This is a genomic window from Sanyastnella coralliicola (assembly GCF_030845195.1).
Taxonomy (GTDB): domain Bacteria; phylum Bacteroidota; class Bacteroidia; order Flavobacteriales_D; family Sanyastnellaceae; genus Sanyastnella; species Sanyastnella coralliicola.
In genome coordinates this window covers 1,170,052-1,195,276 of the sequence record NZ_CP132543.1, presented here as the reverse complement: position 1 = coordinate 1,195,276, position 25,225 = coordinate 1,170,052, and the positions used below count along the sequence as shown (strand labels likewise).

The following is a 25,225-nucleotide window of genomic DNA, read 5'->3' as shown; positions in this document are numbered from 1 at the left end:
TGGGGTAGGTGAGTCTTAGGGCTGAGTATAGTCCATAGTCGAAAACTTTATTTGGCAAAGAGAGTATAGAACTCAATTCAGGCTATAGACTTTGAACTAGGAACCAACAACTAATAACTAATAACCAATGACCAATGACCAATGACCAATGACCAATGACCAATGACCAATGTGACTTCTTACCAACAAAAAAGGCTCCATATGGAGCCTTTTCCGCGTTCTACAAACGATCACTTAGCGCGTGATATAAACTTGTTTGGTTACAACCTCTTCTCCATGCTGGACGTGGAGAATGTAGATCCCTTGCGACAAACCGGTTGCTGTCACCGGAATCCGAGTGGTTGTGGCATTAACAACCTGTTGTTCCATAAGAACTGGGCGTTGCATGTAGTCGAGTAGCGTGATGATGAGTTCCTCATCTTCACTTGGTTGTGCATTCAACTTCAATACGAATTGACCATCGTTCGGATTCGGGAACACAATGATTCCCGCACCTAAGAATTCAGAAACAACAATGCTAACGCAAATCTTATCAGAACAAAGTGTACCATCGTCGGCAGTGCGGTAAACCTTCACACATATCTCGTATGATCCAGGATCATAGGACACTGCTAGAACGTCGAACGGACTCACAGCTCCAGTAGCTGTTCCATTTCCGAATGCCCATCTTGCATAGTCACATTCATCGCTAAATTCCGCTGCCCCGTTCAAAGAGAACTCGAAGTTCCCTCCTCCCAGATCAACCACGTTAATGCCAGATTGCACAGCATCAAAGAATTCTTCGTCACAATCACATCCTCCTACAAAACCGCAATCGGGAAGTACAATGCAATGTTCGAAGGTACAGCAGCTCAAGTATAGACCGTCTGGACTTACTTCGTGAATAGTCACATTGAAGCAAATGGTATCTCCTGGTTGAGCAGGAGAACCAATGTCGAAACTGAAGATGCCTGAACTCGTGTTCGGAGGCGTCGACCCAAGCAAAACGGTTTCGTTATAGATGGTCAATCCAGAACCAGCATCGAAACTAATTACCGCTTCTGAAATGGTAAAATCAGAAGTGTTTTGAAGATTTGATGAAATAATCCACTGCTCGGTATCCGGGTCGCAGTCTATTGATACATCGAACAAGTATCCACAATCTGGTTCGCAGAATACGCTGATGCTATCTTCACAAAGCACTTCCCCATCTTTCATCCATTGAATCAAAAGGTCTTGTTCTGGAGCGATGTCTGTATCAATACATAGCACTGGTAAATCGAACGTCCCAAGGGGAACCTCTGTAAACGGACTTCCATCTGGAATGAAAGAGACATCGGTTCCGGTGTAACCAGAAGTAAACCATCCGGAACCGACCGGATTATCAATCGTGAACGTTGTAGATGGTGATAATATCGAAACCACTATTTCGTCAAAGAAGTCAGCTGCGAAATCGTTCACAAGCGTGATCTCGTAGCAACACCCTTCGCTCCCGTTGACGGGTAGAACAGATTCAACATACACCTCCTCGCATGGATCGCAGAACGGAAGGTCAATACAGTAGATCTCTTCCAACGAGCAGCATGGTGTTGCAGGATTGTCTGCAGGATCCTCCCCGTGGGCAATCATGGTGTAACAGAATGTTTCTCCTCCGAGGTCAGAACCAAGTAACTCCACAAGAATCGTTTGACATTCTCCTGGATCTATAGGATCTGCAGATAGATCGATTCCCGATGGAGTAATGATAACACCAGCAGGAGATGATGCAATCATTTCAATAAACCCAATGCTGTAATCTTGATCCATTGGGTTACAAACTGTGAATGAATAGAATGTACTTCCATCTTCACAATATGCAGAGTCAGAAAGGAGGTACAAACAATCCGGTTCTACTGGGCAATCGAATAGAATGCTATCCGTACACTGCACCATTCCTTCTTGGTCTAACCACTCTACCAAAACGGTTTGCGGAGAAACGCTTGGCTCTGTCACGCAAAGGGTCATGAAATCGTTGTAGGTACCTTGAGGAAGCTCCTGAGTTGGATCAATATTCGCTATCCGAACTTCAGAAGGTGTATTCGTTTGCGTAGAAAAATCCGAACTAAGTGAGGATGGATCAAAGGCTAAGTCAGCGTCTAAACTGGTATAGCGGATACTGTACAAAGTAGGTTCATCTATGGTGTAGCTGATATCCACACAGCAGCTATCCACTACATTCTCGATGATTGAGTAATCATAACTGAACTCAACATGATCACACGGATCGTCGTCACATGGTTCAATGATCATTTCCAAATCTCCCGAAGTATCGGAACAGCCTTCAGGAGTGGTAATCGTCAACGAGTATACCCCAGACATGGTGATCCAATAGCAGTTGGAATTTGCCCCCAGAATTGGTGAGCCTGCTAGATTCCATTGATATGTTCCTAGTCCTGGTAAAACACATACTTCGACCGAATCGCAATCTTCATAACACCCCACAGGAACGCTACATAGATCAGGTAGCGGGTTGATCGTCTCGGTATCACTTGAAGAACAACCTGAAACTGGATCAATGACCGTAACCGTGTAATCACCAGCAGCTAGCACTGTAATTGATTCACCGCTTTCACCTGTGCTCCACAAGTAGCTGAGGGACGGGTCGAACGGATCTGCAGTTAGCTCATTAGGGTCTCCTTCGCATAAAGCACCAGAAGCAAGAATTGATACCGAAGGTGAAATAGCCAGTTCTACAAAGAAGGGCTCAGAGACGACGCGACAACCATTTACGTCTGTAACCGCCACGGTGAATTCATTTGGTAGAATGTCAGTATGACAAACTTGATGGAAATTCGAAGAGGAAACCAAGTTCCCGTCTTGATCAAACCATTCATACAACGCCCCAGACATGAAAGGAACAAATAGATCTACACATCCAGCGTCACAGATATAGTGTTCACCTTCTATGACAACCGGTTGAGTTGGTAATTCAACTACTTCTACCGGACCAATGACTTGAGTACAGTCATTGGCATCGGTAATCGTCACAGAGTAAGTACCAGGCCCAACAGAGATATCTTGAGTTAAAGCACCATTTGACCATTCATAATCGTATCCAGCCGGAGCAGATAGCAATGTCTCTTCTCCTTCACAGACCACCAAGGCCCCTGTTATTTCCTGAGGAGGAATACCAGGTTCAACATCCACGTCGATCACGACTTGATCTGTACAGCCATTCACATCTTCTACGGTGAGCGTAATCATGTAACTACCATCAGCTTCATAGGTATGGAATAGGCTTTGACCAACATGAATTGTTCCGTCCCCTAAATCCCAAGTGTAGCTAATAGCATTGCTTGCGCTTCCGGAAAGACTGATTGGATCTCCCACACAAGGATTTGGATCGCTAATTGTAATCACCGGTACTCCCACTGAATTGATTGTCACGTTCTTCGTATAACTAGCCTCGCACCCTGATCCGTTAAATACCGTCAACGTAACTGGGAAAGTTCCTGACGAAGGGAATGTATAGGTATCGTTGTAGCTCGTAGAGATAACACCATCAAAGTCCCATTCAACACTGCTGATTGGTGTCCCATATGGCGCACCTAAGAAAGTTGAAAGATTGGTGAAATCAACTGTTCTACAATCGATGATTTCACAAGTAAAGTTGGCCGCGAGTGGCACACAAATACTCACTGTATCGGTAACCACACAAACTCCGCCATCCACAGAAGGTACTTCACCTTTGACGGTGGCTAAGTAACAGTCAGCCTCGAGGTAGGTATGTAGTGGAGCTGGGTTCGTAGAGCTGTTACCATCGTCGAAGAACCATTGCGTCGGAGTGAAGTTTACTGGAGCCGTATCAAACTGCACCTTGTTACATTCTGGTGATTGCAAGACAGCCGACGGATTGACATCATATGGCTCAGGAGTACATCCAATACCTCCATTGCATATCTCTTCGAATATCACCAATGTATTGGAAACACTAACACACCCTGTTGAGGTGTTTTCCACCTCATAGTAATATGAGTACGAACCTGGTGTATTCTGGAATACATGAGTATAATTACTCACTGCCGATGGACCTTGTACCAAGGAACCGTTACAATACCAAGTAAACTCATAGTCTGGAGCAGTAATCGCCACCAGGTTCACTGTATGAGGATTATTAATACAGATGGTCTCTAAGTTTGGGGTACTTAAGCTGGCATCTGGAGAAGGTACTTCTTCCGCAGTGAAGTATGAAGTGGCTTCACAGTTGTTTACATCGGTAGTTGTAACACTGTATAAACCGCCCATGTCAATGTCTGTTGCAGCCGTCGCATCCCCCGTGCTCCAATCGTAACTCGAAAACGGTGCCGTTGTTGAGAGTGTTGCGGTAACGCCAGGACAGAGATTCCCACTAACCGTAATTACAGGAACTATCGGTGCATTTAGGATTAATGTGATCGTATCGCTGTAAGAAATTCCACAAAGGGTCACCGTCACTTGAAGCTGCGCCGTTCCTGGGCTGTTATTCCATTGAACATCCACCGCATTCGTTCCTTGTCCCGCAACTACGCTTCCATCTGTAGGGTCAAGAACTTCCCATTCGATAATAGCATCGGCATACGGAATGGCAGCTATCGAGTATGATTCAATCGAATTTGTGCAATTTCCCGTACCAGAAATACTCGGTACAGCAATTGACTTTAACTCAGGAGTAATTGAAATGGGATCTGAAGTACAAAACGGAGGTCCTTGTAATTGTTGAGTTAAAGAAACTTCATAGGGTCCAGAAGCGTCCCACAAAACGGAAATAGAGGGCCCGGTACCAAAGGTTGGTGTTCCTCCAGTAATGTTCCAAATCAAGGTAACTCCCGGTTGTGATGCTTCACCAATATAAATCGCAGTTTCTCCTCCACATATTTCTTCAGGTCCCGAAATGCTCAGTGGTTCATCAATATCGGATACTTGAACTGCTGTGGTTTCAATAGTATTGCAGTAAGCACCATCCGTAGATTCCGCCGTGATAATGTAGGTTCCTGGAGGTACGTTCCAATCAACTTGAATTGACCCTCCTAAAGCGATAAAAGGAACCGCTGGGTCGATTGTCCAGGAATACGCAGTGGAAGGAACCGCCGTTGCGTTGATAGAGGTCGTGCTATTCACGCATACCTGCGGCTGGAAATTCTCCAGACTGAACTCAGGGAGGATGTTAACATCTAAATTTGCAGTACCCTGGCAATCAGTTGCATCATGCCCATCGAGGTCGATAAGAAAATCACTTTGGTATTGTACATCAATGGATCCCGTTGGACCTGCTCCCCACTCTATTGTGATGGTGTGCATATTGGGGTCACTAATGATCGTACCTCCACTGACATTCCAAGCATAGTTTGTAGCGAGCCACTTAGGTAGCGTGTAGGTTGACGTACTACCAGCACATACGATGTCATCACCTCCAATTACACCCACGCTCGATATGATTGGAATGTAAACCGTTGTTGGTGTGTCACAATAGTCATCATCGCAACCGGAAACTTCGAGTGTAACCGTTCCAAATGGACCAGCTCCCCAGACTACCTCAATAGTGTTGGTACCATCTCCACTGACAATGGGAACAATGTTACCGTCAGCATCTAAGACGGTCCAAATGTATTCGTCGCAGTTTTCGGCATTAGTGGTGTAAGTAGCAGCATCTCCTTCACAGAGCGTGGAAATACAAGAAATTTCCGGTCCTGGTAGTTCGTCTACCTCAACGTCCATCTGAAATTCTTGAGTACAGCAACATAATGCCGTAGCTCCGTCACCATAAACGGCTGTTGTAGCTGAAAGCACCACTGTATAGTTTCCTGGTGTATCGTAGGTATGTTGTATAAACTGACCGTCATCATTGATGATGGTTCCATCTCCAAAATCCCAAGTATAACTTGCGGCATAAGGATATAGGTTCTCAAATGTCATTGGCGCATCCAAGCACGCATAACCTGTAGTTATGAATTCTGCTTGGGGGCCTTCCAATACATCTACACAGAAGAATAGACTTGTCAACTCACCATTATCATCTGTAATATCCAGTTGTACCCAACTACTCCCAGCTGATTCCCAATCAACAATGATTTGAGCGTCATTCGCACCGATAGCGAAAGGCACTGGCAAGGTCCAATCATAAGTGAAATCAGGATCAAAAGGGTAAAGCAAGGTAGCCGATGACCATTCACATACTTCAATACAACGATCCGATTGACCGTCACCGGCCCCAGAGTCTAGCGTTGCAAGATCAATCAATGAGCAGTCTGGCTTGTCGCATTTGATCTCAATCGAAACCATTGCTTCTCCGACAAATTGCCCTTGAATCTCAACGAAGTAAATGAACTCGAAGGTTTGTCCACAACACTCCTCGGAGAGGGGCTGATCCCAAATAAGTTGACCGCCCTCTACTATTGAAATACAAGGAGGCGGCTCGGGTATAATAACATTAGCTGTTGTCGGATCGACGAAGTCGTTGTCTAGTAGCGAACCTTCAAAGGGTTCGCCTAATTGAACACAAAACTCATCTGGATTAATCTCTTGCGACCTGGCTTGGAATGAAAGCACAGCAAAAAGAGAGAAGAGCATGGCAAATAGCCACCCTCGGGTGTAGGACTTTCTCATTCTGTAGAGGTTAAGTTATTGTTGGTTAATGAGTAAGGTACGCGTTAAATGCGATTTACTCCCTCCAAATGAGAATTCGGTCGACCGGTAATGATATCTGGTTGGCTCAACCTCGGAAGTGGTTATACACCCATTTTTCTATATCACTCTAGGGAGTATCCTATGACACGCGCTTTATCGTCTTTCAATCGCGCGCTGAGCCAACGCGAAAGCTGATCTCTTGATGCGAGAATTTGCTCCTCGGTCATATCTTCAGGCCATTGAACCATCAAGGTTGGGATGGTGTCTGCTGCCGTGTTGAAGCTCGTTTCTACCAAGTTCGAGTACGCCGCGCGTTGAATCTCTGGGAAAAGCATTTTTACTTCCGCCGAAATATCATCGAAGGTTCCTTCGCTGTTCTCGTATTGATTGAGTCTTCGCTCGAGTTCATCGATGCGCGCATCTCGCTCTTCGATTTCGGATCGATAAAAATCTTCGATTTGTCCGGCGGAGTTGTTGAGATTTTCTTGACGAAGGTCTTCAATGGCTTCGGTGAAGTCACGTGGTTCGCGGATTTCCAGTTGACAGCCTTCTAACCCGAATTCAGCACGTAAATCTTCCCAACGCTCACGAGTTTCTTGACTGACCGGGTCTCCCATTAACGCAATTTTGATTTTGGGTTGGTCAGCATCGTAGAAGATTTGCTTGTCAATAATCGTGATGTTCTTGTCTTCAAGCGTCTCTTCTACCGCTACCAAGAATTGACTGGCATTCCGACTAAAGAAACTCTGGCGAATTACGTTAACAAAGATGATTCCTCCCGGTATGATGATCAAGACCAAGAAGAAAGCAATACGACGCTTTATTTTTCGCTCACGAATCGGATCAATGAACTCCTTGACCGGAAACTGCATGTAGCGGATGTACAGGTACGTCGGCAGCGCGATGAAGATGGAATTGATGAAGAAGAGGTACAAGGCCCCAATGATGAAATCCAATTCCGCGTTAGCGATACCATAACCAACAGTACACAACGGAGGCATCAAAGCTGTAGCAATGGCTACCCCTGGTACTACATTGCTCTTATAGCTTCTAGATCCAGCGATAATACCTGCAAAACCACCAAAGAAAGCCACTGCAATGGAAAGCAAGGTGGCTGTCTTACGATCAAGCAGCTCTGCATTAATCTCTGGCGTAGGTACGATCAAGAAATACAGCGTTGAAATCACCACACTGATGGCGATAGCGATGGCGAAGTTGGTCAATGAGCGCTTGAGCAATTCAAAGTCGTTCGTACCCGCCGCAAGTCCAATTCCCAGAATTGGTCCCATCAACGGAGAAATCAACATGGCACCTACGATGATTGGAATATTACCCACCGAGAGACCAATGGAAGCGATCATAATGGACGCGACCAGAATCCATGCAGCATGGCCACGGAACTCAACGTCCATTTTGATTCCTTCAGTGGTCGCATCTTTATCCACTCCCTCTCGAAGGCTCAAAATTGATTGAAGGAATGCCCAAGTGTTATTCAAGGCAATCCGAAAGCCTCGCTGTGCCTTATCGGCTGCTTGCTTCTCTGCTTCGCGCTGTTGTTCAGACTCTTGTCCGCCAGCTGTCTCTTCCGGTTTCTTAGGCAATTCTTCTTCCGCCATAGCGATGATTTGTCCAAACATACGGACTCGCTACGAATTTTCATTGCAGGTAGCTTCACACGTCCTATCTTTCGTCTATGAGCTCTGAGAAGAAAACAGCCTTAGTGAATCACTTGATTGACGATTTGACCACACGATGTAATACCATCACGAACGAACTCTATTCTCTGAGCGAGTCGAAAAAGAGCGAACAGAAAAGCAGCGCGGGAGATAAGTTCGAAACGAGTCGCGAAATGATGCGACAGGAGGAAGAACAGCTTCAGAAAAACATCATCAAGCTGCGTGGTCAGATCGCTGACCTTCAAAGAGTAGATCTAGACAAAGACTTTGATCAGATTGAATTTGGGGCTTACGCCGAAACGAGCATGGGAGAGTTTCTCATTGCTAGCGGAATGGGCTCTGTGACCTTTGATGGAAAGAAGTATTTCTGCATTTCTTTGGCTTCGCCTATCGGCCGAAAAATGCATCTCCTTCAGTCGGGAGAATCCTTCGAGAACAACACCGGAAAGGTGGAGATTAAAGCGATTTATTGAGCAGCATCTAGCCCCTTTTCAAAGGGCTTGAACAGTTTGTGGTCAGCGTAGAAGGTTCCGAACGGAAGAATAGAGGCTACAAAGGTCAACGCGATTTGCTTGAACTTCCACTTGTACGCTACAATGCTTTCAATGGCTAACACGATGTAGATCAAGAATAACCATCCGTGGGCCATTCCAACGATCATGTTGGGCTCAGTGATTTCCCAAACGTATTTGAGGGGCATCGTGATAGCGAACAAGAGGTAACTGATTCCTTCAAGGATAGCTATAAGACGGAGGCGGCCTATAGGACGTTTGATGTTCATCGCGTGAAATTTCCGCAAAGATACGCCTGAAGAAGACACGAATTACGCTTATTCGAGCAATCGTTTCAGTTCTTCGACTGCTTGTTGGAAATCCTCGGTTTGGAGTTCCTGATTGATGGTGGTCTTCTCGGTATTCGTCAAGTGAAAGCTGAGAGAAACGGCAGACTTTTCATCTGGCGCCAACTGCAAGGTGACGATATCAAGATCATTCTCCATGAGTGCCGACATGTAACGAATCAATTGGTCGTTGTTATAGTCTTGGGTGCGCGTGATATTCCCATAGATTGAACCAAGAGGTTGGGTGATTCTATTGAAAAGATTCGGCTTCTTGTGTTCACGTGCTGAATCGCGTTGAAGATCGCGCACTTGAACAATCACTACACCACTGGTATTCGTATTGATCCAATTTCTGAAAGTGTAGAGGAATTGAAGCGTCGTCTTCATTCCGAAATTGTCTCTCATACCAGCATCCATTACTTCAACTGGTGGATTGGATGGTAGTGTCACAATTGGTAAGACATACGGGAAAGTCGCATTCATCCGCAAAGCACTTGTGAAACGAAGGTTTAGAGGGTCTTGCTCGTCGAACAGTCTGAGGTATTCTACGTCTTCTGATATCGACGAATAGTTCACTCCATCTTCTGGCTTGTTCTGAGTCAGGTACGAACATGGCTGGCTCGAAATAAGAAGGCGGCGTCCGTCGTTGGTGATAGTTGGAGCAAAGATCATCGTTGGGATGAGTGCTTGGCGTTCAGGCTCTACATAATCGCTTAGGCGTTTATTCATCACCTGCTCCGTGTTGGAATTCAATTGTTTTTCAAAAGCCCATGCACGGTCTTTCGTGTATGATCGTCCATCAAATTCTACGTCTTGATAGCGGACGAAAAAGTCGTTGGTGGCAATGGTAAAAATAACTGGGTTCAATAGGTCTTTACCAATATTATCTCTGAATCTAGGGTGGTGTCGATTGTCTAGCACCCCTTGCTTTTCGAGTAAACACAGTTCACGGAGATACGCCGCTCCGATCATTCCTCCTGAAGAACCAGAAATGAGGGCTGCACGGTCAATCAGTCCGCCTTCAATGGCGCTGTCAGCGTATTGCAAACTACTGAAGGTCCAGAGCGCTGAACGAGAACCTCCCCCACTGACATTCACAATCACCAGCTTTGGCTTCTTGCCAGTCATGATTGATTGCTTTAAGTGCTTCCTTCGCCAATTGTCCAACATCTCGATTGTTGCATTGAAGTCTGCCTCAGCAATGGAGTCGTTCGTATTCAGAGAGGCAATGTAGTCTCGAGAGTACTCCGCTTTTGGTGCCTCATAGTCCATGCCATAAGCGTGGTTCTCAATATGGAAGATGCCCAGTTCAGGCATAGAGAAATTGATTAGCACAAAGGCCAACGCAAACACCGTGACTGTCCAACCGCGGATCCAACTATGTAGCGCCGAGATGAGCATGAGCATCATGGTAAAGAAGAGCATCACACTGGCCGCAGCAGGTAAGACGAAATAAGGGTTCTCACGTAATGAACCGATCAAGATAAATGACACCACCAACGCCAACTCAAACAGGGATGCGTTTAAGTGATTTTGCGCAAATACCTTTTGCAGGAGATCGTGGTTGTAGTGTTCTGCAGAACGTGCCAACTTAATGCGGATGGCCGAAGACAAATATGTTTCAACCCGCCACTCTCGTTTAATTCGATTCTTACGTGTCCATTGAACTTTTCGGTGAAGATTGGTACGCACCATTTCCTCTTCATCTCCTTTCTCTGGCTTCTTCGGTTCTTCCTTCGTTTCGTAGCTCAGCAGGTTCTTGTTCGTGAAACGGAAGTAAACCAAGCTCACTATCAAGTAGCTTAATATCCCCATGACGAAGCCGAACATGTTGAAGAGAATATCCTCTCCCGATAGCAATTCTTGCTCGCGTTGAAAGGTGATGCTTGACACCATGTATGTCAAGACGAAGCTGGCTGGAAGAATGAAATTATTGATGCTGAACTTCAAGAAAGGGCGATTCAGCGTGGCAATAAACGGAAAACGGAATCCGTGGAGAATATATGTGTAGAGATTGAATGCTAGGATAAATCCACCCAAAGCAAAGCCCACCATCGCAAAGGCGAATGGACTGTTCTCTCCCATATATTCTGGAAACAAGAACTGGTAGGCTACACCGTATCGTGCCGCCAAATAGTTCAGCGTATATCCGAACAAAATGATCCAAAAGAACAGCAGGAAAAGGTTCTTCTTAACATGCAACAACAAGAGTTGTAGCGGGAAAAAGAAGAGTACCCTCGCGAGGCGTTGCCTCCATGATATTTGTGCGGCTGCATTCAAGCTGTTTCTTCTACGTATTTGAACAGGGTTCGTTCGCTGTTAAATTAGCACAGGGCTTCCACACGAACTGACGTCGGAATTCTCTTTTCCAGGTAGGAGGATTCAGCAAGAAGGCAGCGCCGAATCAATATTAATACACTGATCGACCTCTTATTCCCTACTTCGACAGCACCTCATCCACACGCTGGCGGATGGTAGCTTCTAGCGATTCCGCGTTAGCGACCAATTCAGCACCCTCAGCCAAAACTTTAGCCTTGTACGCATCGTCAGTCAAATCTCCAGTGTTCACCTGAACATTCATCACCGCACCGATGACCGCTGTGCGCGCACAAAGTGCTCCAACACCAGCATCCGTCACACTCGCAGGATTTCCTATTTCAGCCATGGCTTTCATCACTTCCATACTCTGGTACGACAATCGTGCCACCTTCAAAGGAACTTCAATTGCGTACTTGGTCGCGTCTTGAATCGCTTGAGTGCGAGCAGCTTTATCGGCATCAGTGTTCTTAGGCATTCCGTATGCCTCCATGATCTTGTTGAAGGCGTTGGTATCTTCATCTACCATCGCGATCAATTGCTCTTGGAACTCCATTCCGCGTACTGCCCATTCAGAGAATTCTTCCCAACGATCATCCCATCCACGCTTGTGTGCGCTGAGGTTTGCTACCATGGTGCCAAGTGAAACACCCATCGCTCCGCAGTAAGCAGAAATTGAACCTCCACCTGGAGCCATAGATTCAGACGAAGTCTCTTCGGCAAAGGCCTTCAAGTCCATATCGATCAGACGCTTTCCTTCAGCCCCATCCTCAATCATGTACTCAATCACTTTTGAATGTGCATCGAAAGGAGCCAAGTCATCAAGCCCTAAAGACTTAACGGCAATTTTGATCTTTTCGCTTTCAGAAATTCCCTTCGATCGTGATTGCTTATCGAGGTAATGATCAGCCGCATCGATCAACACCTTTTTTGGGATCAACCCAACAATCTCACTTCCTGTCACACGGATACCTCGCTCGCGTGCGCGCTCAGATGCCTCATCAAAGGCTTTGTGCACTGAGGTAATGTTGATGTTGGTTAGGTTCAAGCTCAACTGCGCGATGCCGTATTCTTCAATGAACCAACCAATTCCTTTCACCGCTTTCAGACTTCCTGGGATACGCACTGGCTCGCCTGTTTCATCAAGCACCTTCTTCCCTGTCAACGGATTCCCTTCACGTTTAACGCGCCCAGCCTCTCGAATGTCAAAAGCAATTGCGTTGGCTCTACGCGAAGACGTTGTATTTAAGTTCACGTTGTATGCTACCAAGAAATCACGTGCTCCAATTGCCGTAGCTCCTGTTTGCTTCGCTCGATCATTGAACTCCGCCGGACCAAAATCGGGTGCCCACTCTGGCTTTGACAATTTGTCTAGTCCTTCATACTCACCGCTGCGGCAATGTGCAAGGTTCTGACGCTTTTCAGAAGTTGCCGCATTCTCATAGAAATATCCCGGGATGGCAAGTTCTTTTCCAACACGCTCACCCAATGCTCTTGCGCATTTCACGCAGTCATCCATCGTAGCATTCGCCACCGGCACAAACGGACAAACATCCGTAGCTCCCATGCGTGGGTGCTCTCCTTTGTGCTTGCTCATATCGATGAGTTCTCCGGCCTTCTTAATCAATCGAAACGCAGCTTCCACCACCTGATCAGGTTCACCTACAAAAGTGATTACTGTGCGGTTCGTTGATGCTCCAGGATCCACATCCAAAAGCTTCACTCCGTCTACTGTTTCAACCGTTGAAGCAATCGCTTGGATCTTCGCTTCATCTCTCCCTTCCGAGATATTCGGAACACATTCGATAAGTGTGCGTGCCATAGTTTAAATTTTTCACGGCGAAGTTGAGGAAGTTCGGTGAGGGGTGCAAACTTTTCGATTGGTCCGGATCTATTCAGCAATTGCTTGGTTCTTTCGCACAATTTGATGGAAATAGAAAAGGGCCACAATTGTGGCCCGATTCATCCTGACATCCATACCCATTAATTGATGTCGAAATTTTGTTTTTCGTACTCTTTCATCATCTCTTCAAGATCTTTGTCAATTTCGTCGATGAGTTCGCTAGCCTTAGGAATTCCATCTCGTCTGGTGGGATCAGGTAAAGACTGGATTTCGGCTTCCAGCTCACCGAGTGAGCTGATTCCCTGCTCAATTCGTTCTCTGAAAGGAGCAAGTCGATTATACCTCAAGGAATCTGCGAGTAGCATTTCTTCGTTGATCTTAGCGAGTTCAGCTTCCAACTCAAGTTTCGCATCAGCTAAAACATTGAGCTCCGTATTTTCAGTTAAGTTGTCGTCCGAGGTTTCATTACCCTGACAACCGATTACAAAAGAACCGAGAATGAAGAGGAAGGCGAATATTTTGATTTGCGAGAAGAAGGTGGTCTTAGGAATTACTTTAACATTGTATTCAACTCGTTACGAAGTTCTTCCTTTGATTTCCCTAGTTTATCACGGAGCTTCCCGATGACTTCATCTGTCGCACCTTCAGCACGCATGATTTCATCATCGATGAGATCACCGTATTTCTGTTTCAATTTCCCTTTGGCAATTTGCCATTTTGCTTCTACTTGTGTATTGTTCATTTTATTTGTTTTTAGTTGAGAACGCAGTCCACATCCAGTGGTTATTTTCTACGTATTTAATGTATCCTTTCATTAAGTCTTCCGTTCCTCCGTCACCAATTTCTATGGCCGTATCAAGAACATCTACAAGGCTTTCAAGAAGAATTTGGTAATCTGATAAGATTTCCTCAATCATTTGGTCTGAGGTCAAATCCGACTCGACTTCACGAATATTTGCTGTGTTGAGGTACGCCTTCATAGTACTCATCGGCTTCATCCCGAAGATTCGAATACGTTCAGCAACATCATCGATGATTTCTTTCGCCTTGTTATACTCTTGTTCAAACTTCTCATGGACGTCAAAGAAGTCAGGTCCTTTAACGTTCCAGTGGAAATTAAGTAGCTTTTGATAGTGTACTGCGTAGTTCGCTAGTAGCACATTCAATGCCCCGCTCAATTTCTTCGCATGGTCTTTTTGATATCCAATGAGAGCATGGGGTCGGAGTCTTTCAACTTTCTTAGTTTCTGTGCCATTTTTCAACTGGCCGTTGTCTGTAATTATTTCTTTTATCATAACTACAGAATAAAGTTCAGAAACTGTACCAATCTCTAGAACCCCCGGTTTCCGTGGCTATTTTCCATGTTCTGTGGTGATTAGTGTAGAAATTTCACAACAAGTTGTAGAATCCGTCAGACGGTTATGGTTGGACTGAATGGCTTTCCTTCTACCACTGGCGATTTACTAATCATCAACCAATTGAGAGAGGTGAAAAGACAATGGAAGATTCAGGCTTAATCATGAAGAAGACTAGTCTTAAATCTCACGCCCCCTATACTGATTTTTCGTGCTTCAGCAGCACCAAGGAGTCACTGCAGTATTCTCTTTGATGAGTTGCTTTCAGAGGTTCAGGACTAATGAATATTCCACGGAAATTAGCGGTTAATTCCTACTTTGATCTTCTATAAGTATGGAAGAACCGGCTAGAAAAAGAAAAATCCCTTTCGGCTGCTTAGTGTACTTAATTCTTGCCAAAAGGGATTTTCTTGAGGGTGTTAACCTATTACATCGGTCGGAGTCTTAATTCAACTCCAGAACCTTGTTGAATCAACCATAATTCTTCTTCATAGAGTTTCAGAATGAGGTAAGTTCCATCTGCGTCATCGTTTTCGTAATCAACAATGATTTTCTCTTTATTGTTATCGAATTCCCAGGTTCCATCAGTTTCATATTCGAATTGTATGTTTCCTAATTCATAAATGGCTGCTAAACTGGATTGACCATTTGAGAGGAATTGAATGATATATTCGTCGTAATTGTCGGTGACATCTTCACCACCGTCATAAGCTTTTTCAATAACCCAGGTGTTTGCTACTCGCTCTGTTTTCGATCGAAGGCTAATTACCGGTCCTTCTTCATATTTGCTACAAGAGGTAATCGACAACATAATTGTGGCTATTACCAGTAAGTTCAAAATCTTCGTTTTCATATTTCGTTTAATTTTAATTCAAGGGCTTCGTCTAAGTCACGTAACCAAAGTTCATCAGAGGTTAGGCGAAGAATCTCGTATTGATCATCAAAGTCATCATCGTCGAAATCGAATTCCACATTTTGATCTGAATCTCGGAAGTACCAGAACCCTTCTGTTTCAGTGGTGAAATCAACACCTAGAAATGTATATTCAGCATGGAGTTCACAAGTACCGTCTGATCTTATAAATAGTTCATATTGATCAAACTCATCCGTGACATTCTCTTCATCAGATTTTGCTTGATAGACTTCCCAATTGTTGGTTATTCTATCGGTTCGAGAAATGAGTGAGATTGCCGGACCATCGTCATATTTGTCGCACATTACCAGAGAAAAGGCCAAGGCTATTAGTAGAATCTTAGGAATGATGTTGTTTCGCATATCTTTTTTCTGAAACCAAGTCACAATCCAAGCCAGACCCTCTTCCTTGCTGATAATCAGATGATAAGCCCCTCATCGACTCCAAGTATTCTGGAATCGCTGTGGAAATAGTCAACAGTTCTGTTTACGTTTGTCTACAACTATGACCATCCTATTCACTCTAACCTGTATTCTCTTTCTAGCTGTATTGTTTTCGCTGAGCGGAAATAGACATTGGATTTTTCGGGTGCCAGAATTTCTTTACCATCAAATCTTGGTTGTAGCTTTAGTTCAATTGGTGACAACCCTAGTGTTAGGTAGTTTCAGCCATTGGATGACCTGGCTGACAGTCATTATGCTACTGTTCATCACAGTTTGGACTTTCTATCGGATCTTCCCTTACACAAGAATGTCTCGTTCAGAAATACCTGATGCGGACGTCATGAGTGAATCGATACGCATCTACTGTGCAAATGTTGAAATGGGAAACGATGACTACGACAGCGTACTGAAGCAACTCAATCAGATTGATCCAGACATTATCGTTTTTCTTGAATACAGTGAAGATTGGAAATCCGCTGTTGAGCCGCAACTTTCATTACATCCTTTTCGGGAACTTTTACCTCTGGCAAATACATATGGTATTGCACTGTACTCTAAAATACCCATCACACATTCTGAAATCCAATTTTTGGTTGAGCAGGATGTTCCGAGCATTTTTGCTGATTTTGAATGGAATAAAAACCTGATCCGCGGTATATTTCTTCATCCTGCACCTCCAAGTCCAACACAGAATGAAACATCTAGAGAAAGAGATTCTGAACTTCACTTGGCCGCTCTGAAAATTGAAACACAAACCTCACCAACCATTGTTTGCGGCGATCTAAATGATGTAGCCTGGAGCAGATCTACTAGATGGTTCAAGAAAAAGTCTGGGTTGAAGGACCCACGTGTAGGACGTGGGATGTTCAAAACATTCCATGCGCGGTGGCCAATCTGTCGCTTCCCATTAGACCATATCTTTGTAAGTGATCATTTTACTTTAAAGGACTTATCAATTGGCAAGAATAACGGTAGTGACCACTTTCCCTTGACAATTGATCTAGTGCTCTCTTCACCTTTACACAGCAATGAGTAAGGAGACTCTTCTACATATTGAGTAGAATTTACACATAACGAACTCTCCAGCCCGCACTCATCTTTTCACATAATCAACTCTTTGACAACGCGTTACAACCAAAATGATTTTTGGAACAATCATCGCGATAAGAGTACCAAAAACAAATTATATGAAAACGAAAGATGTATTAGTAGGGGCCGTAGCAGGAGCCGTAGCAGGATTAGTAACTGGAATTCTGGTCGCCCCAGACAGCGGTAAAAACACGCGAAAAAAAATCGCTAACAAAGTTGATGAAGCGAAAGAAACTCTCAGTGAAATCAAAGACCAAGTAGTAAAAAAAGGGCATGACGTCGCTGAAGAAATCAAACAGCGTGTCGATGAGGCTCACGCTGCATAACAAGGCGATTTGAAAAAGCTTCGACAAATATGGACAACGGTTAAACGATGGTTCGAAGAGTTCTTTTCTGCAGAACCATTCGCCTATAGTTCTTCGATAGCTTTTTACACTCTGTTCAGTCTACCAGCAATTCTCTTCTTCGTTATTGAAGGGGCCGGATTGCTGCTAGACAAGGAGCAGATTCGATCTTATATACGTACAGAATTCTCAGGGATTCTAGGATTCGATTTCACAGCTTCATTCGATTCTATTCTTACCACGATTCAAACAGACGATCAAGGCACCGTCTCCATCATTGGTTTGGGGACTCTGTTGATTGGGTCTACAACTATTTTTGGAGCTGTTCAGAGTGGATTAAATAGAATTTGGAATGTCAAACCTTCTCCAAGTTCCGGTTTCTTGAAAATTTTCCTGGATCGTTTATTCTCCTTCGGTATCGTATTAACTCTTGGGCTACTTATGATCTTCTCATTAGCAGTAGAAGGATTATTGCTTGTATTCCATGATTATTTGACGACCCAAGAAACCTGGGTAGTACACATGGCCACTTTAACGCAGTTAGTGATAGGTATTCTGTTGAATGCCGCGTTATTCACAGCTGTATTCCGGGTTTTACCTGATGCCAAAGTATCAATGAGGAACGCTCTGTTCGGAGGTCTAGCAACAGCTACATTGTTTACCGGTGGTAAATATTTAATCTCTTGGTACCTAACTACGAATGACTTAGGTAGTGTTTATGGTGCTGCAGGCTCCATTGTCCTCCTCCTGATATGGGTCTATTACACGTCATTCATTTTGCTCGTCGGCGGAAAAATCACCGAAGTTCTTCAACAATCGTATGGTGGAGTGTCCCCTTCAAAATATGCAATCAAATATGTCAGAAAAGAAGTATCCGCAGTTGAACAATCCTCCATCAAATGAAGAAAATTAAACGAACATCCCTAATCATACTGGCCATCTTGGCCATCTTATTTTTTGCGCTCGACCCGATTGTCTTGTGGTATCTAAATTCCGAACTAGATAACATTGACGGTTATTACGGAGAAATCGAAGATGTAGACGTCAATGTTTTCACTACGTCAGTACATATTTACGACATGAAACTGATGGTTGATGACCAAGAGTTTAATCGCCCGTTAGCAGACCTTCCATCAACGAAAGTACAGATGCAATGGAGACCACTTCTTGAAGGCCATTTCGTTGGCGAGCTGAATTTAGTTAACCCACAACTCAACATTGAATTAATTGGTGATTCAGCAGAATTAAATGTTGATACAACACTGAACTGGGTGGAGATTGTCAAAGACATAGGTGTCATAACGATGAATCAGGTAAATGTTACCGATGGTCGATTTGACTTTTTCGATCGAACTGGAGACTCTGAAATTGACGTCTTTGTAGACTCTCTACAATTGTACGCGACCAATTTAGCTACAGTCGAACAATCTTCAGTTTTACCTTCTTCCTTGTCTATTAATGGAATATCACAAGGTGGAGGTTGGATCTCTATCCAAGCCGATGCTAATCTTCTCAAGTCGATTCCTGATGTTGACTTATCATTTTCATATGAAGGAACTGATCTTACTGCCTTTAATCCCTCATTCGAACGTCATTTGAATATCGACTTGTCGCAAGGCTCCTTAGATTTATATTCAGAAGCTTCTATCAAGGATAGTGTTTTGTCTGGATACGTCAAACCACTACTAAGAGATGTAGATGTTCTTCAAAAAGAAGATTTTCAGCAGTCTTTTTTAAATGGACTATGGAATCTACTTATTGGGGCGGCGAAAGAACCAATTACGAATCAACGTTTAGATCAACTCGCAACTAAATTACCCGTCTCGGGAAAAGTAACAAGTGCGGATGGTAATATTTGGCGCGCACTGGGTGCGACTTTGGCAAATGCATACATCGAACCACTGGAAAGAGGCATTGACGATTCAGTCGATTTCAAAAGAGGAGAATAAATCAATTTCCTAGCAAACTGGACCAAGATCGATAGCCAGAGGAATAACTCAGATATACTTTAATAACTAGTAATATCGGAGCTGCCAAAAAGATTCCAAGGATTCCTCCGACACTTCCCCCAATCAACATAAAGACAATGAGACTTAGAGGATTTAAGTCAACCATATTGCCAAGCAGCTTAGGGGTGATGATGTTTCCTTCAAGGAATTGAACAAGAGCGTACCATCCAATGACATAAAGGCCTGTGGCATAAGTTTCTCCAGTTACAATGGCAATAATTACGGGAAGTACTCCCCCAATGAAAACTCCTACATACGGAATCACTATTAACAAAGCGCTAAAAGTACCAAGGGTGATACTGTGCGGGACTCCAATAAGGTATAAGCCTGCTGTATTCATAATTGCCACTATGATTATGATTATTGACAGCCCTTTGTAATACGCAAGCAATTTCTCTGAACAAAGTTTAAGCTTCACCATTTCTCTCTGAGCACGATAAGGATCAAAACGCATCTGTAAAAACCTGATCCAGTTCTGTTCAGAACGAAGGATGAAAAACATGTAAACTGGAATCAATGCAAGAAAAGAGAGTAGCCCAGAAAAGGCACTAAATGTATCTGTCAGAATACTTGAACCCGAAACCAATAAATCTTTCGATTGTCTCTTCATTTCTTGAAAAGAAGGAACGTTCATTCCAATAGTCGACTCAACACTATCGCCGGCATCGTCAACAATTTCGTTGGCTTGGTCAGATAAATCTGGGAGGTCAGAAATGACTCCCGATATGGCTAGATAATAGCCGAATCCCAATAAAATAATAACGCTCATTGGAGTGAGAAGACCAATGAACACACCGAGAATATCAGGCATTTTTTTCTTAAGACTTCTCACCCAAGGTGCCAGGGTCAGGCACCCAACGGTTGCGAAAATCAGCGGAAAAATGATCTCACTGAAATAAACTAACCCTAACACAATGATGGCTAGAGAAATAAGGACTGATGTTGGCTTGGGCATGTTCTCTCTCACGCACGAAACGCGCGTTCAATCAAATTAGAGACTATGGACGGAAGATTTAGCGATTTGAAGTATTGACTTGCATTCTTCAATCCATGAGCTAAAAGCGAATTTAAACTACTTTCCTCTTTCACGGTCCGTATCAAAGATGATTTTCTCATCTCTATTTCCATGTTGATGAAATGCTTCTCCATTCGGAGTTCTTTCAAGCTATTGATTGATTTGTCTTTCATTTTTCAGAGATCATTTGAAATAAGGTACGAATCACTGCATTTCTTAGTAATGAGTCAAAAAGAATCTTTCTACACACGATCAAGATTACAATGAGGAACAAATATCCGCCGCATACAAGAAAGAATCCCATAAACTGACTTTCAAGGAGCGTGTTTAAATACCTCCCTATAGCGAAGCTTCCGATTAAAAGAGAAAGTGCTCCGAATAAGACTACAATCAAGACTGCAAGGCCTTTGGTAATTAAGTTGGAGCTGAGTTCAACGACACGCAAGGTGAGCATTCGTTTGTGTAGAGCAATAAGCGACTCTGCTTCAGCTTTGGACTTGTAAAACGCCCCGGTTCGATTTGCTTCTTTTTCCTGTTCCATCATAACTGCGATTTTTCTTTTCAATACTCCTAAATCATGCCAAGTCGAAATCTACCCTATTATCACATGTAAACCGCTTAAGACATGGATATGAAGATGTCGTTTCTGTGGAATAAATACTCACTCTGTGGTAAGTGTTCCCCGATGAAGTTCGTCGAGCAAATTGGATTCGCCTGCAAACCTTGGGGCTCTTGAATTGGCATGGTTTTACTCCTACTCTATGGAAAAAAATGACAGAAGAGAATTATAGAGCACTCATTGAACGACTTACAATGTTGAACACGGATGCGGAAAAAGGGTTCAAACTTGCGAGTGAACAAGCCGAAGACGAAGAGCTTCAAGTCTGGTTCGAATACCGCTCAAAGGAAAGGAAATCTATGGCAGAAGAATTAAGACTGTCGATGGAATCTTTTGCGCAGACCACCGAACGCGAGACGACAATCCCAGGAACCATTCATCGCGCGTATATCAAACTCCAACAGTTCTTATCATCGGATGAGAAATCTACTGAACTCTTGATTACTGAGTGTAAACTGGGAGAAACAGAGTTGTTGAACTTATATAAACGAGCCATTTTCAAGAGTCCGTATATTGTGAAAATTCAAGGAGTTCTCGAACAACACAAACAATATGTAGAACGCTCTCTGGCCTACTTAGAGCACGCCATTGAAAAACACCAAGTAACCTAAAATGAGCAAACCTCTAGAGCGCAACCAAACTTGGGACGCCATACTTGACAACAACTATTTCGGAGTCTGGGACTGGCCAGATGTTTCTCAAAAAAAGAACCTTTGGTCACCAAGCATGTATCAAATTCTTGGTTTGAATGAATCGACATGCGAGCCGAATGTTGATACTTTCTTCGATTGTGTTCATCCCGAAGACAAAGAGGTGATTTCCGAAAAACTCGAAGATCACTTCACGAATGGAACACCATTTAAGGTTCAGTACAGAATTATCCTTCCGAATGGTGAAATTAAATGGATAGAAGGTAGTGGTCGTTCATACATAGATTCAAGCACAGGTGCTAAGGCGATGACTGGTATTGTACTAGATATCACCATTCGAAAAAGTATTGAACTTGATCGAGAAAGACACCTTGAGCTTCTCTACTCTGCTGAGCGCGCTGCGAAACTTGCTTCTTTCCAATGGAAAATTGATGAGGAGGAGTTTGAATTCAGTAAAGGGGGGCAAGTTTTATTTGGGTTCGAATCAGAGCGTATTTCCTTGCAGGCATTTCTTGATATAATAATCGAAGAGGAACGTGATTATGTGTACAAGAAACTGAAATATGACTTTACTTCAGATGAGGAATTGTCATTTGAATTCACCCTCATGCCCGTTGATTCTTCAATTGAATTTCGTACTATAAAGTGTTACTACGACCCTAAAATGGATCTAGAACTTGGAAAAAGTTCATTCTACGGAACTTTCCGAGATATTTCCATCAGTAAAAAGAAGTCGATTGAAATAGAAACCCTCCTTGATGACCTCAAAAGGTCGAATTCACAGCTAGAAGAATTCGCTTATGTAGCGTCTCATGATCTTCAAGAACCGTTAAGAAAAATCCAAACTTTCGGTGAACGATTGATGATAAAATCCAACAATCTGTCGGAAAGAGATCAATCATACATCGAACGTATGAACCAAGCGGCTGGGAGGATGCAACAACTTGTAAAGGATCTTCTTGAGTTCAGTAGGATTGGCCGCAGAGAATCGGTTGGAGAGGAATTCCAATTAAGCGAAGTCATCGATACCGTGATTCAAGATTTACAGGTAAATATTGAAGAAACACAAGCTGAGATTGTCGTTGGAAAGCTTCCGAAAATCTATGGTGCAAAAGACCAAATCTACCGTGTCTTCCTCAACCTGTTTTCGAATTCCTTAAAATTTCGATCTCCTGATAGAAAGCCATCGATTGAGGTATCATCTAGAAAAGCCAAGAAGAGCGAAGTCAAAGGTTGGCAAACCATCTCGGGGATCGCTTACTCTCAATACTATAAAATTACCATTTCAGATAACGGTATTGGATTTGAAGAGGAGTATCTCGAAAAGATATTCACCATATTCCAGCGACTACATAGCAAAGAAGAATATAAAGGTACAGGCATAGGACTGGCTATTGTGAAAAAAATTATCGAAAACCACGGTGGACACATCACCGCAGAAGGGTCTCCGGGTCAAGGAGCCACTTTCATTATCTTCCTTCCATTGCAATAATTGTCAGACTGAACCATTTTATAGATACTTTGCATGTAGATATGACTTGCTACCCAGATATACTAATTGCTGAAGATGATGCAGACGATCGTTTAATTTTAGAAGACGCTCTCTCTGATCTTGATTCATCTATAACGTACCAATTTGCCAAGAATGGCGAAGAGGTTATCTCCTATTTACAACAAAGCCAAGCTGAAGACTCGAAGACTCTACCGAGAATAATTCTTCTCGATCTGAATATGCCCAAAATGGACGGCCGGCAAACCTTGGAGGTCATCAAACAAAATCATGCCTTCAGAAACATTCCCATCCTTATTTTCACAACTTCTGAGAATACGGATGACATCGAGTTGACTTATTCTCTTGGGGCTAACTCGTACATCACGAAACCAAGTCATTATAATGAGCTAAAAGACATAGCGCAGCAAATTGAAAAATATTGGTTGCAAACTGTGAAGTTGCCTTATGTCGAACGAACATTATAAGATTCTCCTAATCGACGATGATGAAGATGAACGTTTTCTTATTGAAGACTTTCTCTTCGACACCTCCTTTCAATTCGAATTGACTTGGGCCAAGAAACCAACTGAAGCCTTCGAACAGCTATCAAGTCGTCCGTTTGATATTCTTTTCGTCGATTTCTACCTGGGTGCCAAGAACGGATTAGAATTAATTGAAGATTTAAAGAAGTCAGTATCCTCTCTCCCACCTTATATCTTGCTCACGGGGCAAAAAAAACAAGACCTCGATCTTGAGGCACTTCGTTCCGGTGCAGCCGACTATCTAGCCAAAGAAGATCTGAATTCGAAATTATTGGATAAGATAATACGCTACACTATTCTCAGAGATATCCAATCCAAAGAGCTACTCCGAGAGCAGACCAAATTTCGGTCGATTTTTAAGAATTCTACGAATCCAATAGTTCTAATGAGAAAGACTGGAGAGATTGCCATTTTTAATGACGCATTCTTTTCGTGGTACCCGAATGCATCATCAGGTATGAATCTGTTTCATATACTTAACCATGATGATAAAATTGTATCGGCAAGTCTATTCGATTCGAAGAATTCAGGACCATTTGAAATACAGACTGAACTCGGGACAAAGAAAGTCACCATTAGTATAGTAGATCAAACTGAATTTGGAGACGATATTCAATTTCAGGTATTTCTTCAAGACATTTCAGATCAGATGCGACTTATTTCCGAGCAAAAAGATCGGGAGAAAGCACAGTTCGCAGAGAAAATGGCACGTTTAATTGCTCATGAGGTTAGAAATCCTTTGACCAACATTCAACTTTCTGTGGAACAACTTGAATCTGGTGTGGATAATGAATTGAATCAAGATGATCTTAGCTATTTTCTCGACATCATTAAGAGGAATGGGGTGCGTATAAATGACCTTGTAGATTTGATTCTCGATAGTTCAAGTCCTTCAGAATTAAGACTAGATGAAGAAGCGCCCGAAAAAATTGCCGAGGAAGCTGCAAAAACAATAGCCGATCGGACTGCCATTGAAGACATCAACTTTCTGGTTACCACAGGTCCATGCGCCCCCTTCAAGGTTGATGAAAAAAAGTTTTTGCTCGCTCTTTCGAACCTACTTAAAAATGCTGTCGAAGCTGTTGCTAACCAAGATCTTCCAACAATCGAGTTGAAAGTTGAATGTTCCGAATCAAGTGTTGTGTTTCAAGTGTGTGATAACGGCATTGGTATGGACGAGAAGACAAAACTGAAAATCTGGAAGCCTTTTTTCTCTGGAAAATCATCGGGTAAGGGACTTGGTCTAACATTGACCAAGAACATCATTGAAGCTCATGGTGCCACGATTAACTGTGAAAGCACATTAGGTAAAGGAACAACGTTCACTTTAGTGTTTCCGCTGTAGGAAATCATCTACAATTTGTTGTCAAGAGTCTCCAACAAACGGATTGACCTTAGTCCATTTTTAACTCTATCTCACTGTCTAACAGCGAATTAAACCAAAGGGCAAGGTTTATGAA

General features: G+C 43.3%; 21 protein-coding genes. 9 read left to right on the top strand and 12 right to left on the bottom strand.

Annotated features, from left to right (window positions below; translation table 11 throughout):
- Positions 1 to 234: 234 nt before the first annotated feature.
- Together RA156_RS05045 and RA156_RS05040 are read right to left on the bottom strand one after the other, a co-directional pair.
- Positions 235 to 6,600, bottom strand: coding sequence for a PKD domain-containing protein (locus tag RA156_RS05045; protein ID WP_306643370.1), 6,366 nt, complete (start codon positions 6,598 to 6,600; stop codon positions 235 to 237).
- Positions 6,601 to 6,743: 143 nt separating this feature from the next.
- The gene (locus RA156_RS05040; RefSeq protein ID WP_306643368.1) at positions 6,744 to 8,258 is read right to left on the bottom strand and encodes a DUF389 domain-containing protein; all 1,515 of its coding nucleotides are present in this window, start codon (positions 8,256 to 8,258) and stop codon (positions 6,744 to 6,746) included.
- A 56-nt stretch (positions 8,259 to 8,314) separates the two neighbouring features.
- On the opposite strand from RA156_RS05040, the gene RA156_RS05035 reads away from it, so the two are divergent.
- Positions 8,315 to 8,770 (top strand): hypothetical protein, encoded by a 456-nt coding sequence (locus tag RA156_RS05035; RefSeq protein WP_306643366.1) that lies wholly within the window; start codon positions 8,315 to 8,317, stop codon positions 8,768 to 8,770.
- Here the strand turns inward: RA156_RS05035 and RA156_RS05030 are convergent.
- From RA156_RS05030 to RA156_RS04995, 8 genes are all read right to left on the bottom strand, one after another.
- A complete protein-coding gene (locus RA156_RS05030; protein ID WP_306643364.1) occupies positions 8,764 to 9,078 on the bottom strand; it encodes a DUF3817 domain-containing protein in 315 nt (104 codons plus the stop codon). The two genes, RA156_RS05035 and RA156_RS05030, sit on opposite strands and share 7 nt — an antisense overlap.
- Positions 9,079 to 9,126: 48 nt before the next feature.
- Entirely contained in the window at positions 9,127 to 11,337 is a 2,211-nt protein-coding gene (locus RA156_RS05025) for a patatin-like phospholipase family protein (RefSeq protein ID WP_306643362.1), read from the bottom strand.
- Between the two features lie 235 nt (positions 11,338 to 11,572).
- Positions 11,573 to 13,273, bottom strand: a complete 1,701-nt coding sequence (gene ftcD / locus RA156_RS05020) for a glutamate formimidoyltransferase (RefSeq protein WP_306643359.1) — start codon at positions 13,271 to 13,273, stop codon at positions 11,573 to 11,575.
- A gap of 161 nt (positions 13,274 to 13,434) precedes the next feature.
- Complete coding sequence (locus tag RA156_RS05015) at positions 13,435 to 13,692, bottom strand: hypothetical protein (protein WP_306643357.1); 258 nt, start codon at positions 13,690 to 13,692, stop codon at positions 13,435 to 13,437.
- A gap of 152 nt (positions 13,693 to 13,844) precedes the next feature.
- Complete coding sequence (locus tag RA156_RS05010; protein ID WP_306643356.1) at positions 13,845 to 14,036, bottom strand: CsbD family protein; 192 nt, start codon at positions 14,034 to 14,036, stop codon at positions 13,845 to 13,847.
- 1 nt (position 14,037) lies between these two features.
- Positions 14,038 to 14,589, bottom strand: coding sequence for a Dps family protein (locus RA156_RS05005; protein WP_306643354.1), 552 nt, complete (start codon positions 14,587 to 14,589; stop codon positions 14,038 to 14,040).
- Positions 14,590 to 15,076: 487 nt separating this feature from the next.
- Positions 15,077 to 15,502 carry a hypothetical protein gene (locus RA156_RS05000; RefSeq protein WP_306643352.1) on the bottom strand — a complete coding sequence of 142 codons (426 nt, stop codon included), beginning with the start codon at positions 15,500 to 15,502 and terminating at the stop codon, positions 15,077 to 15,079.
- Positions 15,499 to 15,924 (bottom strand): hypothetical protein, encoded by a 426-nt coding sequence (locus RA156_RS04995; protein ID WP_306643350.1) that lies wholly within the window; start codon positions 15,922 to 15,924, stop codon positions 15,499 to 15,501. Before RA156_RS04995 ends, RA156_RS05000 begins: the two co-directional genes overlap by 4 nt.
- Positions 15,925 to 16,066: 142 nt before the next feature.
- Here RA156_RS04995 and RA156_RS04990 point away from each other — a divergent pair, with 142 nt between their 5' ends.
- The 4 genes from RA156_RS04990 to RA156_RS04975 all read left to right on the top strand — a co-directional run bounded on the left by RA156_RS04990 (position 16,067) and on the right by RA156_RS04975 (position 19,387).
- Positions 16,067 to 17,041: an endonuclease/exonuclease/phosphatase family protein gene (locus tag RA156_RS04990; RefSeq protein WP_306643348.1), complete on the top strand. Its 975-nt coding sequence runs from the start codon at positions 16,067 to 16,069 to the stop codon at positions 17,039 to 17,041.
- Positions 17,042 to 17,192: 151 nt separating this feature from the next.
- On the top strand, positions 17,193 to 17,420 hold the full coding sequence (locus RA156_RS04985; protein WP_306643346.1) for a YtxH domain-containing protein: 228 nt from the start codon (positions 17,193 to 17,195) through the stop codon (positions 17,418 to 17,420).
- Positions 17,421 to 17,429: 9 nt separating this feature from the next.
- On the top strand, positions 17,430 to 18,341 hold the full coding sequence (locus RA156_RS04980; RefSeq protein ID WP_306643344.1) for a YihY/virulence factor BrkB family protein: 912 nt from the start codon (positions 17,430 to 17,432) through the stop codon (positions 18,339 to 18,341).
- Positions 18,338 to 19,387, top strand: a complete 1,050-nt coding sequence (locus tag RA156_RS04975) for a DUF748 domain-containing protein (RefSeq protein WP_306643342.1) — start codon at positions 18,338 to 18,340, stop codon at positions 19,385 to 19,387. Before RA156_RS04980 ends, RA156_RS04975 begins: the two co-directional genes overlap by 4 nt.
- A gap of 1 nt (position 19,388) precedes the next feature.
- On the opposite strand, the gene RA156_RS04970 is transcribed toward RA156_RS04975, so the two are convergent.
- Both RA156_RS04970 and RA156_RS04965 read right to left on the bottom strand, forming a co-directional pair.
- The gene (locus tag RA156_RS04970) at positions 19,389 to 20,414 is read right to left on the bottom strand and encodes an AI-2E family transporter (protein WP_306643339.1); all 1,026 of its coding nucleotides are present in this window, start codon (positions 20,412 to 20,414) and stop codon (positions 19,389 to 19,391) included.
- Positions 20,415 to 20,631: 217 nt separating this feature from the next.
- Positions 20,632 to 21,027: a hypothetical protein gene (locus RA156_RS04965; protein ID WP_306643337.1), complete on the bottom strand. Its 396-nt coding sequence runs from the start codon at positions 21,025 to 21,027 to the stop codon at positions 20,632 to 20,634.
- Between the two features lie 206 nt (positions 21,028 to 21,233).
- Here RA156_RS04965 and RA156_RS04960 point away from each other — a divergent pair, with 206 nt between their 5' ends.
- From RA156_RS04960 to RA156_RS04945, 4 genes are read left to right on the top strand one after another with little or no spacing between them, the layout of a single operon-like run.
- On the top strand, positions 21,234 to 21,692 hold the full coding sequence (locus tag RA156_RS04960; RefSeq protein ID WP_306643335.1) for a PA2169 family four-helix-bundle protein: 459 nt from the start codon (positions 21,234 to 21,236) through the stop codon (positions 21,690 to 21,692).
- A 1-nt stretch (position 21,693) separates the two neighbouring features.
- Positions 21,694 to 23,223: a PAS domain-containing sensor histidine kinase gene (locus RA156_RS04955; protein WP_306643333.1), complete on the top strand. Its 1,530-nt coding sequence runs from the start codon at positions 21,694 to 21,696 to the stop codon at positions 23,221 to 23,223.
- A gap of 41 nt (positions 23,224 to 23,264) precedes the next feature.
- A complete protein-coding gene (locus tag RA156_RS04950; protein WP_306643331.1) occupies positions 23,265 to 23,708 on the top strand; it encodes a response regulator in 444 nt (147 codons plus the stop codon).
- Positions 23,689 to 25,110 (top strand): hybrid sensor histidine kinase/response regulator, encoded by a 1,422-nt coding sequence (locus RA156_RS04945; protein WP_306643329.1) that lies wholly within the window; start codon positions 23,689 to 23,691, stop codon positions 25,108 to 25,110. The genes RA156_RS04950 and RA156_RS04945 overlap by 20 nt, the downstream gene beginning before the upstream one ends.
- Positions 25,111 to 25,225: the final 115 nt, after the last annotated feature.

Bases quoted from the DNA above. Each gene is read 5' to 3' on its own strand.
- RA156_RS05045 (WP_306643370.1), bottom strand. From the start codon at position 6,600: ATGAGAAAGTCCTACACCCGAGGGTGGCTATTTGCCATGCTCTTCTCT.
- RA156_RS05040 (WP_306643368.1), bottom strand. From the start codon at position 8,258: ATGTTTGGACAAATCATCGCTATGGCGGAAGAAGAATTGCCTAAGAAA.
- RA156_RS05035 (WP_306643366.1), top strand. From the start codon at position 8,315: ATGAGCTCTGAGAAGAAAACAGCCTTAGTGAATCACTTGATTGACGAT.
- RA156_RS05030 (WP_306643364.1), bottom strand. From the start codon at position 9,078: ATGAACATCAAACGTCCTATAGGCCGCCTCCGTCTTATAGCTATCCTT.
- ftcD (WP_306643359.1), bottom strand. From the start codon at position 13,273: ATGGCACGCACACTTATCGAATGTGTTCCGAATATCTCGGAAGGGAGA.
- RA156_RS05010 (WP_306643356.1), bottom strand. From the start codon at position 14,036: ATGAACAATACACAAGTAGAAGCAAAATGGCAAATTGCCAAAGGGAAA.
- RA156_RS05005 (WP_306643354.1), bottom strand. From the start codon at position 14,589: ATGATAAAAGAAATAATTACAGACAACGGCCAGTTGAAAAATGGCACA.
- RA156_RS05000 (WP_306643352.1), bottom strand. From the start codon at position 15,502: ATGAAAACGAAGATTTTGAACTTACTGGTAATAGCCACAATTATGTTG.
- RA156_RS04995 (WP_306643350.1), bottom strand. From the start codon at position 15,924: ATGCGAAACAACATCATTCCTAAGATTCTACTAATAGCCTTGGCCTTT.
- RA156_RS04990 (WP_306643348.1), top strand. From the start codon at position 16,067: ATGACCATCCTATTCACTCTAACCTGTATTCTCTTTCTAGCTGTATTG.
- RA156_RS04985 (WP_306643346.1), top strand. From the start codon at position 17,193: ATGAAAACGAAAGATGTATTAGTAGGGGCCGTAGCAGGAGCCGTAGCA.
- RA156_RS04975 (WP_306643342.1), top strand. From the start codon at position 18,338: ATGAAGAAAATTAAACGAACATCCCTAATCATACTGGCCATCTTGGCC.
- RA156_RS04960 (WP_306643335.1), top strand. From the start codon at position 21,234: ATGACAGAAGAGAATTATAGAGCACTCATTGAACGACTTACAATGTTG.
- RA156_RS04955 (WP_306643333.1), top strand. From the start codon at position 21,694: ATGAGCAAACCTCTAGAGCGCAACCAAACTTGGGACGCCATACTTGAC.
- RA156_RS04950 (WP_306643331.1), top strand. From the start codon at position 23,265: ATGACTTGCTACCCAGATATACTAATTGCTGAAGATGATGCAGACGAT.
- RA156_RS04945 (WP_306643329.1), top strand. From the start codon at position 23,689: ATGTCGAACGAACATTATAAGATTCTCCTAATCGACGATGATGAAGAT.